Origin of the sequence: Pseudomonas sp. BJa5, assembly GCF_030272875.2 — a bacterium.
In the GTDB taxonomy this organism is placed as follows: Bacteria; Pseudomonadota; Gammaproteobacteria; order Pseudomonadales; family Pseudomonadaceae; genus Aquipseudomonas.
The window spans coordinates 84,481-98,581 of record NZ_JALRNG020000008.1 but is presented as its reverse complement, the minus strand read 5'-3'; the positions used below and the strand labels follow the sequence as shown (position 1 = coordinate 98,581).

Below are 14,101 nucleotides of genomic sequence, written 5' to 3'. Positions count from 1 at the left end.
GGCCCTTCTTGTCATGTATTCAGGCGGATCAGCGGTGCCTGCAACCGCGGTTGCAGGCGTTTCACTCAACGACGGTTGTCGGCCAGCGTGCCGGCGGCCGGCTGCGCTTGCGGGTTTCCGTTCTGGCTTGGATCTTCACGCAGCTCGATGCGCTTGATCGGGCCGACGATCACCAGGTAGCTGAACACCGCGACCAGGGCGTTGGCGCCGACATACACCAGGGCCCATTTGAACGAACCGGTGGCACTGATGATGTAGCCGATGATGATCGGCGTGGTGATCGAAGCGATGTTGCCGAAGGTGTTGAACATGCCACCGGACAGCCCGGCGATCTGCTTGGGCGAGGTGTCGGAGACCACCGCCCAGCCCAGTGCACCCAGGCCCTTGCCGAAGAACGCCAGGGCCATGATGCCCACCACCATCCACTCGGCATCCACGTAGTTGCAGATCACCATCGAGGTCGACAGCAGCAGGCCGATGACGATCGGCGCCTTGCGGGCGAAGGTCAGCGAGTTGCCGCGACGCAGCAGGTGGTCGGAGATGATCCCGCCCAGCACGCCGCCGATGAAGCCGCAGATCGCCGGCAGGGAGGCGATGAAGCCGGCCTTGAGGATCGACATGCCGCGCTCCTGCACCAGGTACACCGGGAACCAGGTGAGGAAGAAATAGGTGATGGCGTTGATGCAGTACTGGCCCAGGTAGATACCGAGCATCATGCGGCTGCCGAGCAGTTGTTTGATGTAGCCCCACTTCGGCCCGCTCTTGCCGCTTGCCTTGGGTTTGTCCATGTCCACCAGGCCGCCGTTGCGCTCGATGTGCTCAAGCTCGGCAGCGCCGATCATCGGGTGTTCCTTGGGGTTGTAGATGAGCTTCATCCAGGCGATGGAGAACAGGATGCCCAGCACGCCCATGACGATGAACACATGCTCCCAGCCCCAGGCGTGGACGATCCAGCCCATCAGCGGGGCGAATAGCACGGTGGCGAAGTATTGCGCAGAGTTGAAGATGGCCGAGGCGGTGCCGCGTTCGGCGGTCGGGAACCAGGCCGCGACGATGCGCGCGTTACCCGGGAAAGAGGGCGCTTCGGCAAAACCGACCAGAAAGCGCAGCATGAACAGGGCAATGACCGCGTTGGCCACCGGCAGGTAACCGACGAAGCCTTGCAGCACGGTAAAGGCCGACCAGGTGAAGATGCTCAGGGCATAGACCTTTTTCGAGCCGAAGCGATCGAGCAGCCAGCCACCGGGGATCTGCCCCAGCACATAGGCCCAGCCGAAGGCCGAGAAGATGTAGCCCAGCGTCACGGCGTCGATGCCCAGGTCCTTCTGCAGGCTGGAGCCGGCGATGGAAATGGTGGCGCGGTCGGCATAGTTGATCGTGGTCACGACGAACAGCATGAACAGGATCAGGTAGCGCACATGCGTCTTTTTAGTCGCTTGCATGCTGGTGTACTCCCACTAATTATTTTTGTGCGGGGTTCTGATTAGCGTGGAGCCGAAGCGGTTCAGGCTTCGACTCCGGCGACCAATGGTCACCCGGGGGCGTCAGGCGTTATTGCGCACCCTGCTTGTCCATCAGCGCGGCGAGCATTTCGTACTCTTCGGCCGTGAGGTCAGTCAACGGCGTACGCACCGGGCCTGCATCGTAACCGGCGATCTTCGCCCCGGCCTTGACGATGCTGACCGCGTAACCGGCCTTGCGGTTGCGGATGTCCAGGTACGGCAGGAAGAAGTCGTCGATGATCTTGGCCACGGTGGCGTGATCGTCGTGGGCGATCGCGTGGTAGAAGTCCATCGCGGTCTTGGGGATGAAGTTGAACACCGCCGAGGAATACACCGGTACACCCAGGGCCTTGTAGGCGGCGGCATAGACTTCTGCGGTCGGCAGGCCGCCGAGGTAGGAGAAGCGGTCACCGAGGCGACGACGGATCGACACCATCAGCTCGATATCGCCCAGGCCATCCTTGTAGCCGATCAGGTTCGGGCAGCGTTCGGCCAGTTGTTCCAGCTGCACGGCATTGAGGCGGCAGACGTTGCGGTTGTACACCACCACACCGATGTTCACCGACTTGCACACCGCCTCGACGTGGGCGGCAACGCCGTCCTGGCTGGCTTCGGTCAGGTAGTGCGGCAGCAGCAGCAAGCCCTTGGCACCCAGGCGCTCAGCCTCTTGTGCGTATTCGATGGCCTGGCGGGTCGAGCCGCCGACACCGGCCAGGATCGGTACGCTGGTGGCGCAGGTATCCACGGCGGTCTTGATGATTTGCGAGTACTCACTGGCGGCCAGGGAGAAGAACTCACCGGTGCCGCCGGCGGCGAACAGGGCGCTGGCGCCGTACGGGGCCAGCCATTCCAGGCGCTTGATGTAGCCGGCGCGGTTGAAGTCGCCCTGGGCATTGAAGTCGGTGACCGGGAAGGACAGCAGACCGTGGGAGAGGATGGATTGCAGTTCTTGTGGATTCATTGTTGTAGAACACCCTGTAGGACACATTGGAAGACGCAGTGGTACTCGAGTAGAGATACGTTATCGTACAACTTAAAATGTGACTAGCCCCACTGGTCCTCTTTTTCGCGGCAAGGGGCTTGAGGGTAAGAGAGGGGGAGGTGGTGCGCAGGTTGCCCTGCGCACGCTCAGAAGCGCTCGGGGACCATGCGCGAGGTGTAGTTGGTGCTCTTGTAGCGGCCGATCCTGCCGCGTTTTGGCAGCTCGATCTTGTGTTTTTGCGGCAGTTCTTCGTAGGGCACCTGTTCAAGCAGGTGGCTGATGATGTTCAGGCGCACCTTGCGCTTGTCTTCCGATTGCGCCACGTACCAGGGGGCCCAGGAGGTGTCGGAGGCGGCGAACATCTTGTCGCGGGCGCGGGTGTAGTCGTCCCAGCGGGTGAACGACTTGAGGTCCATGGGGGTCAGCTTCCAGATCTTGCGACCGTCGGTGATACGGTCCGTCAGACGTCGTTCCTGTTCCTTGGCACTGACCTCCAGCCAGTATTTGACGAGGATGATGCCCGACTCGATGAGCATCTTCTCGAAATGCGGCACCACGCTGAGGAACTTGTCCGCCTGCTCTTCGGTGCAGAAGCCCATGACCCGTTCGACGCCTGCGCGGTTGTACCAGCTGCGGTCGAAGATCACCACTTCACCCGCCGACGGCAGGTGCTGGATGTAGCGCTGGGCATACATCTGGGTCTTTTCCCGCTCGGTCGGGGCCGGCAGTGCGGCCACGCGGAACACCCGCGGGCTGACACGCTCGGTGATGGCCTTGATGGTGCCGCCCTTGCCGGCACCGTCGCGGCCCTCGAAGATGACGCAGACCTTCAAGCCTTTGGCGACCACCCACTGTTGCAGTTTTACCAGTTCGACGTGCAGTGCCTTGAGCTCGCTTTCGTAGTCCTTGCGGGGCATACGCTCAGGGTTTTTTGCCTTTTCCTTCTTCTTGGCCATGTTGCCGTGCCTCGTCAGCTGTAGGGGAATCCGGGTTTCCAAGCTGTTCGAGTATAGTCCCGCCCCTGGCCGGGGGCGGGATCTGGGTCAATGCTTTGGCTGGCGCTATCCCAGGCAACGGGTCACGTGTTTGACCGACTGGTAGGCCGACAGTCCCCACGGGCCGAGCTCGCGGCCGATGCCGCTGCCCTTGGTGCCGCCCCAGGACGTTTCGACGAACACCGCCTGGACCGAGTTGATCCACACATGGCCCACTTCCAGCGCGTCGGCCACCCGTTCGGCGCGGACAAGGTCCGCCGAGCAGACGGTGGCGACCAGGCCGAAGGCGCTGTCGTTGGCCAGCGCGATGGCCTGTTGCTCGGTGCTGAACCGATGGCTGCAAAGAACCGGGCCGAAGATTTCCTCGGTCCACAGGCGGCTGTCGGTTGGCACATCGGCGTAAAGCGTGGGGCTGACGAACCAGCCGTCACGGTCCAGGGCCTGGCCGCCGGTGAGGCACTGCAGGCCTTCCTCGCGGGCGCTGGCGAAGTAGCCGCAGACCTTGTGCCACTGTGCCTGGCTGGTCAGTGGGCCCATGTCGACTTCCTCGGCCAGCGGGTTGCCGACGCGCAGCTTCTGCAGCGCCGCCTGCAGGCGTGGCAGCAGGGTGTCGGCGATACCATCCTGGACCAGCAGGCGCGAGGTGGCCGAGCACATCTGCCCGGCATTCCAGCAGATACCGGCGACGATCCACTCCACCGCCTGGTCCGGGTCACAGTCGTCGAACACCAGGATCGCCGATTTGCCCCCCAGCTCCAGGGTCACGGGCCGGCACTGTTCGGCAGCGCTGCGCATGACCTGGCTGCCGACGGTGTTGCTGCCGGTAAAGGAGAGCTTGTCCAGGCCTTTGTGGTTGCTCAGTGCCGCACCGGTCCGGGCCATGCCGTTGATGATGTTCAACACCCCGGGCGGCAGGCCCAGGGTGTCGGCGATCTGCCCGTAGGCCTGCTCGATCAGCGGGGTGACCTCGGACGGCTTGAGTACTACGGTGCAACCGGCCGCCAGGGCCGGGGCGAGCTTCCAGGCACTGGTCACCAGCGGGAAGTTCCACGGTACGATCAGGCCGACCACGCCAACCGGCTCCAGGCGCGTACGGGCGCTGAAGCCGACGGCGGCCAGTGGCACGTCGCGATTTTTCCCGGGCAACTGCTCAGCCAGGTCGGCGTAGTAGTGGAAGGTGGCGATGGCGTCATCGAGGTCAATTTCGGCCTCGTGACGCGGCTTGCCGTTGTTCTGCATCTGCACTGCGAGCAGGGCTTCGCGGCGCTGGTCGAGTTGTATGGCGAAGCCGCGCAGCAAGCTGGCGCGCTCGCTCGGGCAGGTGTTTTTCCAGGCGGGCAGGGCCAGGCGGGCGGCGGCCACGGCCTGGTCGACCTGGGCAACGCTAGCGGCCCGGAGTTCGGCAAAGGGTTGGCCCCGTGCCGGTTCGAAGACGCTGATGCAGTCATCGCCAAGGCCTTCGACCCAGCGCCCATCGATGTAGTGTGGGGTGTGCATGGTCAGGCTCCTGTCAGGCCAGTTCGGCAGTGCTCAGCGGTGTGCTTGGGGCGCGCTTGCTGCGCACCCAGCGCGGGCCACGCGGGCCATAGACACCGGCAGGTTCGGGGAACAGGTTGAGGAGGGCCAGGTAGAGTGCACCGGCCAGGCCCAGGGTGATCGGCAGGCTGAGGTCGATGCCGCCCGCCAGGTCGCCCAGCGGGCCGACGAACTGCCCGGGCAGGTTGACGAAGCACAGGCCGACCAGCGCGCTGGGAATCCACGCACCCATGCCGCGCCAGTTCCAGCCATGCTGGAACCAGTAGTGGCCACCGCGCTCGCCGCGGGTGAACACCTGCAGGTCATCGGCGTGGTAGAAGCCACGGCGGGTGATCAGGCCGAGGATCATGATCACCATCCAGGGGCTGGTGCAGGTGATGATCAGCACGGCGAAGGTCGACACGCTCTGCACCAGGTTGAAGGTGAAGCGGCCGATGAAGATGAAGGCAATCGCCGCAACACCGATCAGTACCGTGGCGCTGGCACGGCTGAGCAGGCGAGGGAACACGCTCGACATATCCAGGCCCGTGCCGTACAGCGCCGTGGTGCCGGTGGACATGCCGCCGATCACCGCGATCAGGCACACCGGCAGGAAGAACCAGGTTGGCGAAATGGCCAGCAAGCCGCCCACATAGTTGTTGGTCTCGATATATTGCGGCGCCTGGGTGGCCACCAGGGTGGCGGTGCACAGGCCGAACAGGAACGGAATCAAGGTACCGGCCTGGGCGGCAATCACTGCCAGCATGATGCGCGACTTGGGCGTCTGGCGCGGGATGTAGCGCGACCAGTCACCGAGGAAGGCGCCGAAGGACACCGGGTTGCTCATGGCCAGGATCGCCGCGCCCATGAACGCCGCCCAGAAGCCAGGCTGGCCGAGGTTGACGCTGCCGGCGAAGTGGGTGTCGAAGGGGCCGGCGAAGGCGAAGATGCCCAGCAGGAACAGCAGGCTCGATGCCGATACCGCGACCTTGTTCACCCACAGCATGAAGCGAAAGCCGTAGATGCACACCACCAGCACCAGCACGGCGAACAGGCCATAGGCCAGGCCCAGGGTCAGGTCGGTCTCCGGCAGGCCGGCCAGGCGTTTGGCGCCACCGACCAGGGCGTCGCCCGAGCTCCAGACCGACAGGGAGAAGAAGGCCACGGCAGTCAGCAGGGACAGGAACGAGCCGACGATGCGCCCGTGCACACCAAAGTGCGCACCGGACGACACCGCGTTGTTGGTGCCGTTGAGGGCGCCGAACAGGCCCATCGGGGCGAGGATCAGGGCGCCGACGGCGACCCCGAGGATGATCGACCACAGGCCCGCCTCGAAAGACAGCCCGAACAGTACCGGGAAGCTGCCCAGTACCGCGGTGGCGAAGGTGTTGGCGCCGCCGAAGATCAGGCGGAACAGGTCGGTCGGGGTGGCGTGGCGTTGATCGTCAGGGATCTGCTCCACACCGTTGGTTTCGATACCACTCGATTGCGTCATCGTAGGGCTCCAGCGCTGTTGTTGTAGGTCTTCACCCAGGGGGTGGACCGTTTTTTAGGGGGCGTTGGCAGGGGCGGCAGGGCCGCGTAAAAGGATCAGGCAGGGCTGGCGACCGACAGGTGCTCGTGACAGGCCAGCCAGCGACCGGCGTGCTGGCGGAAGATGATGGTTTCCCGTTCTTCGAGCTGGTGCTCTTCGCCGGCCAGGCGAATGTGCGTGGCCACATCGTGCATGAAGATCGCCACGTCGCCGTGCAGGCTCACCGTGGCATTGCTGGAACGGCAGCCGAGAACGGCAAAGCCTTCGGCCTGCCATTGCTGCCACACCTGCTCATAGGCGAGGCGCGAATGCAGGGGCTGGGGCAGGGTGTGGAAGAGAAAGCTGGCGTCTTCGCTGAAACAGGCGAAGTAGCGTGCGGTGTCGTTGCTGGCGAAGGCGTCGACGAGGTCGGCGGCAGCCTGCCGCACCTGGTCCAGGGGAAGGTGCTCCACGAGGGGGCCTCACTATTATTGTGATTATGGTGGGGCGATTCTGGTGAGGGGCGGTGGCAGGAAGAATCGCTGGCGGTAAATAATCAGTTCAGCATTTTCTGAACATAGGCCAAGGCGTGCAGCGCAGACCCTGCCTGCGTCATCGGTGCTGGAAATAAAAAACCCCTTGAGACGAGCGTCTCAAGGGGTTTTTGTCATCTGAGCGGTATCAGACGTTGAAGCGGAAGTGCATCACGTCGCCGTCCTTGACGATGTAGTCCTTGCCTTCCAGGCGCCATTTACCGGCTTCTTTCGCGCCGCCTTCACCCTTGTACTGGATGAAGTCGTCATAGGCGACCACTTCGGCACGGATGAAGCCTTTCTCGAAGTCGGTGTGGATCACGCCAGCGGCTTGTGGTGCGGTAGCACCGACGCGTACGGTCCAGGCGCGGACTTCCTGAACACCTGCGGTGAAGTAGGTCTGCAGGTTGAGCAGGCCATAACCGGCACGGATCACGCGGTTCAGGCCAGGCTCTTCCAGGCCCAGGGCCTCGAGGAACATGTCCTTCTCTTCGCCTTCGTCGAGCTCGGCGATTTCCGCTTCGATCTTGTTGCACACCGGCACCACGACTGCGCCTTCTTCTTCGGCAATGGCGCGGACCACGTCCAGGTGCGGGTTGTTGTCGAAGCCGTCTTCAGCGACGTTGGCGATGTACATCACCGGCTTGCTGGTCAGCAGGTGGAAGCCACGGATCAGCGCCTTTTCGTCGGCGGCCATGTCTTTCATCAGGCTGCGCGCAGGCTTGCCTTCGGTGAAGTGCGGAATCAGTTTTTCCAGGATCGCCTTCTGGGCCAGGGCGTCCTTGTCACCGCCCTTGGCGTTGCGCGCCACTTTCTGCAGTTGCTTTTCGCAGCTGTCGAGGTCGGCGAAGATCAGTTCCAGGTCGATGATCTCGATGTCGCGCTTGGGGTCGACGCTGTTGGAGACGTGGATCACGTTCTCGTCTTCGAAGCAGCGCACCACGTGGGCGATGGCGTCGGTCTCGCGGATGTTGGCGAGGAACTTGTTGCCCAGGCCTTCACCCTTGGAGGCACCGGCAACCAGGCCTGCGATGTCGACGAATTCCATGGTGGTCGGCAGGATGCGGTTCGGCTTGACGATTTCTGCCAGGGCATCCAGGCGGGCATCGGGCATCGGCACGATGCCGCTGTTCGGCTCGATGGTGCAGAAGGGGAAGTTCTCCGCTGCGATACCGGATTTGGTCAAGGCGTTGAACAGGGTGGACTTGCCGACGTTGGGCAGACCGACGATGCCGCAATTGAAACCCATGGTGAATCCCTCTTCTAAAGAGTCAGGCCTTCTGGCTGTGCAGCTCTCTCATCGCACGCGTCCAATCGCCGGCGAGGATATCCGGCAGCACGCCGAGGGCAAAATCGATACTGGCGTCCAGCTTTTCCTGCTCGGCGCGTGGCGCCTTGCCCAGGACGAAACCGGAGACCCTGCTGCTGTCACCCGGGTGGCCGATGCCAAGCCGCAGACGGTGAAAGTCGTTCTTGTTGCCGAGCTGCGCGATGATGTCGCGCAGGCCGTTATGCCCACCATGGCCGCCACCCTTCTTGAGTTTGGCGACGCCCGGGGGCAGGTCGAGTTCGTCGTGGGCCACCAGGATGGCATCTGGCTCGATACGGAAGAAATTGGCCAGTGCGGCAACGGCCTGGCCGCTGCGGTTCATGTAGGTGGTCGGGATCAGCAGACGAACGTCGTTGCCCTGATGGCTGAATTTAGCCGTCAGGCCGAAATACTTGCGGTCAGCGGTCAGGTTGACGCGCTGGGCGCTGGCGATGCGTTCTACGAAAAGAGCCCCTGCGTTATGCCGGGTCTGTTCGTATTCGGGGCCGGGGTTTCCCAGGCCGACGATCAGTTGAATGGCGGTCACGTCAGGGGCTCTTCCTTGGAGTTGGGGTTACAGTGCGGGGCACTGTAACCCGATCAACGCCGGCGTGCTGAGTAGATTACTCGGCAGCGCCTTCTGCAGCTTCAGGCGCAACACGCGGAGCGTGAACGTTGGCAACAGCCAGGTCGTTACCGTGAGCCAGAGCGACGAACTCGACGCCTTTCGGAGCTTTCAGGTCCGACAGGTGAACGATGGTGCCGACTTCGGCGTTGGCCAGGTCGACTTCGATGAACTCAGGCAGGTCCTTGGCTTCGCAGGAAACTTCGATCTCGGAAACGACGTGGGAGATCTCGCCGCCTTTCTTGACCGGAGCTTCTTCGTTGACGAAGTGCACTGGGACTTTGGCGGTCAGTTTCTGGCCAGCTACAACGCGGACGAAGTCAGCGTGCAGGATGATGCCTTTGGACGGGTGACGCTGCATCGCTTTGACAACGACGTTCTGCTTGACGCCGTCAACGTTCAGTTCGATGACGTGGCTGAAAGCAGCTTCGTTTTCGAACAGCTTGGCGATTTCCTTGGCCACGATGGTCAGGGATTGCGCTTCTTTGTCACCACCGTAAACAACGGCAGGGATGCTGGAGGCGAGACGACGCAGGCGGCGGCTCGCACCTTTCCCCAGGTCGGTACGCGCTTGGGCGTTCAGGATGAAATCAGTCATTTTACATCTCCAAAATAGCCATTCCCGAGTGGCGTTTGCGACCAGCGCCAAAGCGGGATGGGCAAAAAAGCCCCGCCCCAACAACAGGTGTTGGGGCGGGGCGCTTTACGTCAACGTGGTGTTCGCCAGGGCCGAGCCCTTAGCGGAACATCGCGCTGATCGATTCTTCGTTGCTGATGCGGCGAACCGCTTCAGCGACGACCGGTGCGATATCCAGTTGGCGGATACGGTCACAGGCTTGTGCAGCGGCCGACAGCGGGATGGTGTTGGTCACCACCAGCTCGTCCAGCACGGAGTTCTCGATATTCTCGATCGCCCGACCCGACAGGACAGGGTGCGTGCAGTAGGCGTAAACCTTGGCAGCGCCGTGTTCTTTCAGGGCCTTGGCCGCGTGGCACAGGGTGCCGGCGGTGTCGACCATGTCGTCGACGAGAATACAGGTACGTCCTTCGACGTCGCCGATGATATGCATCACTTCGGAGTGATTGGCCTTTTCACGGCGTTTGTCGATGATACCCAGGTCGACGCCCAGGGACTTGGCAACAGCACGTGCACGCACGACGCCGCCGATGTCCGGGGACACGATCATGAGGTTCTCGAAACGCTGGTCTTCGATGTCATCCACCAGAACGGGGGAGCCGTAGATGTTATCTACCGGAATATCGAAGAAACCCTGGATCTGGTCAGCGTGCAGGTCGACGGTGAGAACACGGTCGATACCGACGACGGTGAGCATGTCAGCGACGACTTTGGCGCTGATGGCAACACGCGCCGAACGCGGACGGCGATCCTGGCGGGCATATCCGAAGTAAGGAATCACGGCAGTGATTCGGGACGCTGAGGAGCGGCGGAAGGCATCGGCCATCACTACCAGTTCCATCAGATTATCGTTGGTTGGCGCACAAGTCGGCTGAATAATGAAAACGTCTTTACCGCGAACATTTTCATTGATCTCAGTGCTGATTTCGCCGTCGGAAAACTTACCGACAGAGACGTCACCGAGAGGGATATGCAGCTGACGTACGACACGCCGAGCCAGATCGGGGTTAGCGTTCCCCGTAAAGACCATCATCTTGGACACGCGCAGTACCTGAAGGCTGAGGGTATACCTGGATGAGTATAAGGAAAATGGCAGGGGCGGCTGGATTCGAACCAACGCATGGCAGGATCAAAACCTGCTGCCTTACCGCTTGGCGACGCCCCTGTATCTGTTGCTGCGAGCACCTTGTACTCGATTCCTAGAGCAGGCTCTGTAGCGATCGATGCAACATCGAGATGTTGCTACCCTTGGCTACAAACCCTGATTGGGTCTCTGCAAGAAGGGCCAAAACTTTATCAGCTTCAGCTTTGCTTGGGAAGGCCCCAAACACACAACTTCCAGTTCCAGTGAGTCGAGCATCTGTGAATTTGCCAAGCAAATTCAACGAGTTACGTACTTCTGGATAACTCTGCTCTACCACTGGTTGGCAGTCATTTCGACTGTTTCCCTTGGGAACGGGGCGCATCTTAAGGGGCAAAGAATCACGTGTCAACTGCGGATGCGAAAAAATTTCTGCTGTACTAACAGAGACTTGTGGCACCAGCACGACGTACCAGGGTTCTTCCGGGTCGGCGGGGGTGAGGATTTCGCCGACACCCTCGGCGAAGGCTGCGTGGCCGCGCACGAACACCGGCACGTCGGCGCCCAGACTCAGGCCCAGTTCAGCCAGCTGGTCTTCGCTGCAGCCGAGTTTCCACAGGTGATTGAGGCCGAGCAGGGTGGTGGCGGCATCCGAGCTGCCGCCACCGATGCCGCCGCCCATGGGCAGGACTTTCTTCAGCCAGATGTCGGCACCTTGGCTGCAGCCGCTCAAGGCCTGTAGTTTGCGCGCCGCCTTGACGATCAGGTTGCTGTCATGGGGGACGCCGTCGATCTCGGTTTGCAGGCGGATTTCGCCATCTTCGCGCACGGCGAAGGTGAGTTCATCGCCGTAGTCGAGGAACTGGAACAGCGTTTCCAGCAGGTGGTAGCCATCGGCGCGGCGCCCGAGGATATGCAGCATCAGGTTGAGCTTGGCCGGGGCGGGCAGGGTCAGTCGGCTCATGTCAGTGCCCCAGCTGGCGCGGCTGCCAGTCCTTGACCACCAGGGTCACGTCGATGTTCTGGCCGTGCAGCTTGAGACGTTCGGGCAGCCAGTAGCCGTTCTGCTCGGTGTAGCTCAGGTACTGCACGTCCCAGCCGTCCTGCTTGAGGCGGGTCAGGCGGCTGTCGTTGCCCAGGGTCAGCTGGCTCTTGCTGTCGGGAGCGGGCAAGCCGCGCACCCACCAGACCAGGTGCGAGACCGGCAATTGCCAGCCCAGTTGCTCTTCGAGCAGGGCTTCGGGGCTTTCTGCTTCATAACGGCCCTGGTTGGCGACCTCCAGGGTCACGCCACCCGGGCGTCCGGTCAGGCGCGCCGCACCACGGCCCAGCGGGCCGGACAGGCGAATGTCGTAGTAATCCTGGCGCTGCAGCCAGAACAGGGTGCCGCTGCCGGAGTCTTTCGGTGCGCGAATGCCGACCTTGCCGTTGATCTGCCAGCCGTCGAGGCTGCTCAGCTGTTGCTTGTGCTCGCGCCACAGTTGCGGGTTGCCCTGGCCCTGGAGGGCTTCACGGGAGCCGAAACCGGCACAACCGGCGAGCAGGGCGATCAGGCTGAAGGTGATGAGATGGCGCAAGAACATGGCGTTAAAGAGTCTCGGATCCGGTCAGGCGCAGGACAGTCTTGCGCAGGATTTGGCTGTCGGGCTGGGCTTCGAAGGCCTTGGCCCAGATTTGCCGGGCTTCGCGGCGCTTGCCGTTGGCCCACAGCACTTCACCCAGGTGGGCGGCGACCTCGTGGTCGGGGAAACGCTCCAGGGCCTGGCGCAGCAGGCGCTCGGCTTCGTCGAGGTTGCCCATGCGGTAGTTGACCCAGCCCAGGCTGTCGAGCACGGCAGGGTCTTCCGGGTTGATCTGGTGGGCCTTGTCGATCAGCGCCTTGGCTTCGGCGTAGCGCGTGGTGCGGTCGGCCAGGGTGTAGCCCAGGGCATTGAGGGCCATGGCGTTTTCCGGCTCGCGGGCGATGATGCTGCGCAGGTCCTTTTCCATCTGGGCCAGGTCATTGCGCTTTTCGGCCAGCATGGCGCGGGTATAGAGCAGGTTGTTGTCGTCCGGGTACTGCTTGAGTGCTTTCTCCAGCACTTGCAGGGCCTGGGCGTCCTTGTCGTTGTTGCCCAAGGCCTCGGCTTCGATCAGGTACAGCTGGATGGCGTAGTCGGGCTGGGTGTCGCGGGCCAGTGCCAGGCGCCGCGAGGCCTCGGCGCTGCGGCCATTGGCGATGAGGATGTCGGCCTGGCGCAGTTGCGCCGGCAGGTAGTCGTTGCCCGGGCCTACCAGGGCGTACTCGCCCAGGGCCAGGTCCGGCTGGTTGCGCGCTTCGTGAATACGGCCCAGGTTCAGGTGGGCGGCGTCGACGTGGCTGTCACGCTCGATCAGGTCGTTCAGGTAGCCCGCGGCTTCTTCCCAGTTCTTGGTTTCCAGGCAGATCAGGGCCAGGGAGTAGAGCAGCTCCTCGTCTTCCGGGTACTGCTGGACCAGGGTGGAGAACTCGATCTTGGCGTCGTCCAGGCGATCCTGCTCCACCAGCGTGCGCGCGTAGGTCAGGCGCAGGCGCTTGTCGTCCGGATTCTGGCGGATGGTTTTCTGCAGCAGGGGCAGGGCTTCGTCGCCACGGCCCACGGCCTGCAGCAGACGTGCGCGCAGCAGCACCGGGGCGATTTCGCCTTGCTCTGGCGGATGCGCCTCCAGCAGGCTCAGCGCCTCTTTGGCGTTGCCGTCCTGTTGCAGCAGCAGGGCCTTGCCGAACACCAGCTGGCTGTTGTCGGGGTATTTTTTCAGCAGGCGGTCGAAACTTTTCTGCAGGCCGTCGCGGGTGTCCTGGTCGGTTTCGGCAGCCGACAGGGCGAGGAAGTCGAAATGGGTATCGCCTTTGCCCTGCAGCACTCTTTCCATGTAGACCATGGAATCGTCATAGCGCCCGCCGCGGGCCAGCTGGATGGCGGCGGCGCGTTGCGCATCGAGGTTGTCGGAATCGTTGCGGGCCCAGATCAGTGCGGTGTCCAGGGCTGCCTGGTCGGCGCCCAGGTATTCGGCGATGCGGTAGGCGCGCTCGGAAATCCCCGGGTCCTGGGTCTTTATCGCCTCACTGACATAGTTGTCCAGGGCGATGTCGAAGCGATCGCGCTGGCCGGCAAGCTCGGCGGTCAGCAGGTTGTAGACGGTGTCCTGGCTGAACGATCCGTAGACGACGGGTTTGTCCGCCTGCTTTTGCGCGGCATCGAGGGCAGGCGCCTGGGCGTCGGTGGATTCCGGGGCCAGGATCTGACAGCCCTGGAGCAGGGCAACGGCAAGGAACAACGCGTAGGATCTATTCATAATGAGGAATTGGGCGACTTACCAGCGGTCGGATCATCATGACACAAGCGCGGTGGCAAACCCATAAGCGAAGGTCTCGGTAGGGGTAGACTAT

13 protein-coding genes and 1 tRNA gene are annotated in these 14,101 nt (G+C 62.7%); all 14 read right to left on the bottom strand.

Annotated elements, in window-relative coordinates; translation table 11 throughout:
* Positions 1-65: 65 nt before the first annotated feature.
* Entirely contained in the window at positions 66-1,442 is a 1,377-nt protein-coding gene (locus M2D63_RS06985; protein WP_285862101.1) for an MFS transporter, read from the bottom strand.
* A gap of 109 nt (positions 1,443-1,551) precedes the next feature.
* Positions 1,552-2,463, bottom strand: a complete 912-nt coding sequence (kdgD, locus tag M2D63_RS06980; RefSeq protein ID WP_285862100.1) for a 5-dehydro-4-deoxyglucarate dehydratase — start codon at positions 2,461-2,463, stop codon at positions 1,552-1,554.
* Positions 2,464-2,630: 167 nt separating this feature from the next.
* On the bottom strand, positions 2,631-3,440 hold the full coding sequence (gene ppk2 / locus M2D63_RS06975; protein ID WP_285862099.1) for a polyphosphate kinase 2: 810 nt from the start codon (positions 3,438-3,440) through the stop codon (positions 2,631-2,633).
* A 105-nt stretch (positions 3,441-3,545) separates the two neighbouring features.
* The gene (locus M2D63_RS06970; protein ID WP_285862098.1) at positions 3,546-4,976 is read right to left on the bottom strand and encodes an aldehyde dehydrogenase family protein; all 1,431 of its coding nucleotides are present in this window, start codon (positions 4,974-4,976) and stop codon (positions 3,546-3,548) included.
* Between the two features lie 13 nt (positions 4,977-4,989).
* Entirely contained in the window at positions 4,990-6,489 is a 1,500-nt protein-coding gene (locus M2D63_RS06965; protein WP_285862097.1) for a cytosine permease, read from the bottom strand.
* Between the two features lie 95 nt (positions 6,490-6,584).
* Positions 6,585-6,980 (bottom strand): nuclear transport factor 2 family protein, encoded by a 396-nt coding sequence (locus M2D63_RS06960; protein WP_285862095.1) that lies wholly within the window; start codon positions 6,978-6,980, stop codon positions 6,585-6,587.
* A 208-nt stretch (positions 6,981-7,188) separates the two neighbouring features.
* Positions 7,189-8,289, bottom strand: coding sequence for a redox-regulated ATPase YchF (gene ychF / locus M2D63_RS06955; RefSeq protein ID WP_285862094.1), 1,101 nt, complete (start codon positions 8,287-8,289; stop codon positions 7,189-7,191).
* 22 nt (positions 8,290-8,311) lie between these two features.
* Positions 8,312-8,896 (bottom strand): aminoacyl-tRNA hydrolase, encoded by a 585-nt coding sequence (gene pth / locus M2D63_RS06950; RefSeq protein ID WP_285862093.1) that lies wholly within the window; start codon positions 8,894-8,896, stop codon positions 8,312-8,314.
* A 76-nt stretch (positions 8,897-8,972) separates the two neighbouring features.
* Positions 8,973-9,572: a 50S ribosomal protein L25/general stress protein Ctc gene (locus M2D63_RS06945; protein WP_285862092.1), complete on the bottom strand. Its 600-nt coding sequence runs from the start codon at positions 9,570-9,572 to the stop codon at positions 8,973-8,975.
* Positions 9,573-9,711: 139 nt separating this feature from the next.
* Complete coding sequence (locus M2D63_RS06940) at positions 9,712-10,653, bottom strand: ribose-phosphate pyrophosphokinase (protein ID WP_009405962.1); 942 nt, start codon at positions 10,651-10,653, stop codon at positions 9,712-9,714.
* A 48-nt stretch (positions 10,654-10,701) separates the two neighbouring features.
* Positions 10,702-10,776 (bottom strand) — tRNA-Gln (locus M2D63_RS06935).
* 34 nt (positions 10,777-10,810) lie between these two features.
* Complete coding sequence (gene ispE, locus M2D63_RS06930) at positions 10,811-11,656, bottom strand: 4-(cytidine 5'-diphospho)-2-C-methyl-D-erythritol kinase (RefSeq protein WP_285862091.1); 846 nt, start codon at positions 11,654-11,656, stop codon at positions 10,811-10,813.
* A 1-nt stretch (position 11,657) separates the two neighbouring features.
* A complete protein-coding gene (gene lolB, locus M2D63_RS06925) occupies positions 11,658-12,275 on the bottom strand; it encodes a lipoprotein insertase outer membrane protein LolB (protein WP_285862090.1) in 618 nt (205 codons plus the stop codon).
* A gap of 4 nt (positions 12,276-12,279) precedes the next feature.
* Positions 12,280-14,007, bottom strand: coding sequence for a tetratricopeptide repeat protein (locus tag M2D63_RS06920; protein ID WP_285862089.1), 1,728 nt, complete (start codon positions 14,005-14,007; stop codon positions 12,280-12,282).
* Between the last annotated feature and the right edge of the window lie 94 nt (positions 14,008-14,101).

Excerpts from the sequence above, each read along its gene's own strand:
- M2D63_RS06985 (WP_285862101.1), bottom strand. The coding sequence starts at position 1,442 with ATGCAAGCGACTAAAAAGACGCATGTGCGCTACCTGATCCTGTTCATG.
- kdgD (WP_285862100.1), bottom strand. The coding sequence starts at position 2,463 with ATGAATCCACAAGAACTGCAATCCATCCTCTCCCACGGTCTGCTGTCC.
- ppk2 (WP_285862099.1), bottom strand. The coding sequence starts at position 3,440 with ATGGCCAAGAAGAAGGAAAAGGCAAAAAACCCTGAGCGTATGCCCCGC.
- M2D63_RS06970 (WP_285862098.1), bottom strand. The coding sequence starts at position 4,976 with ATGCACACCCCACACTACATCGATGGGCGCTGGGTCGAAGGCCTTGGC.
- M2D63_RS06965 (WP_285862097.1), bottom strand. The coding sequence starts at position 6,489 with ATGACGCAATCGAGTGGTATCGAAACCAACGGTGTGGAGCAGATCCCT.
- ychF (WP_285862094.1), bottom strand. The coding sequence starts at position 8,289 with ATGGGTTTCAATTGCGGCATCGTCGGTCTGCCCAACGTCGGCAAGTCC.
- M2D63_RS06945 (WP_285862092.1), bottom strand. The coding sequence starts at position 9,572 with ATGACTGATTTCATCCTGAACGCCCAAGCGCGTACCGACCTGGGGAAA.
- ispE (WP_285862091.1), bottom strand. The coding sequence starts at position 11,656 with ATGAGCCGACTGACCCTGCCCGCCCCGGCCAAGCTCAACCTGATGCTG.
- lolB (WP_285862090.1), bottom strand. The coding sequence starts at position 12,275 with ATGTTCTTGCGCCATCTCATCACCTTCAGCCTGATCGCCCTGCTCGCC.
- M2D63_RS06920 (WP_285862089.1), bottom strand. The coding sequence starts at position 14,007 with ATGAATAGATCCTACGCGTTGTTCCTTGCCGTTGCCCTGCTCCAGGGC.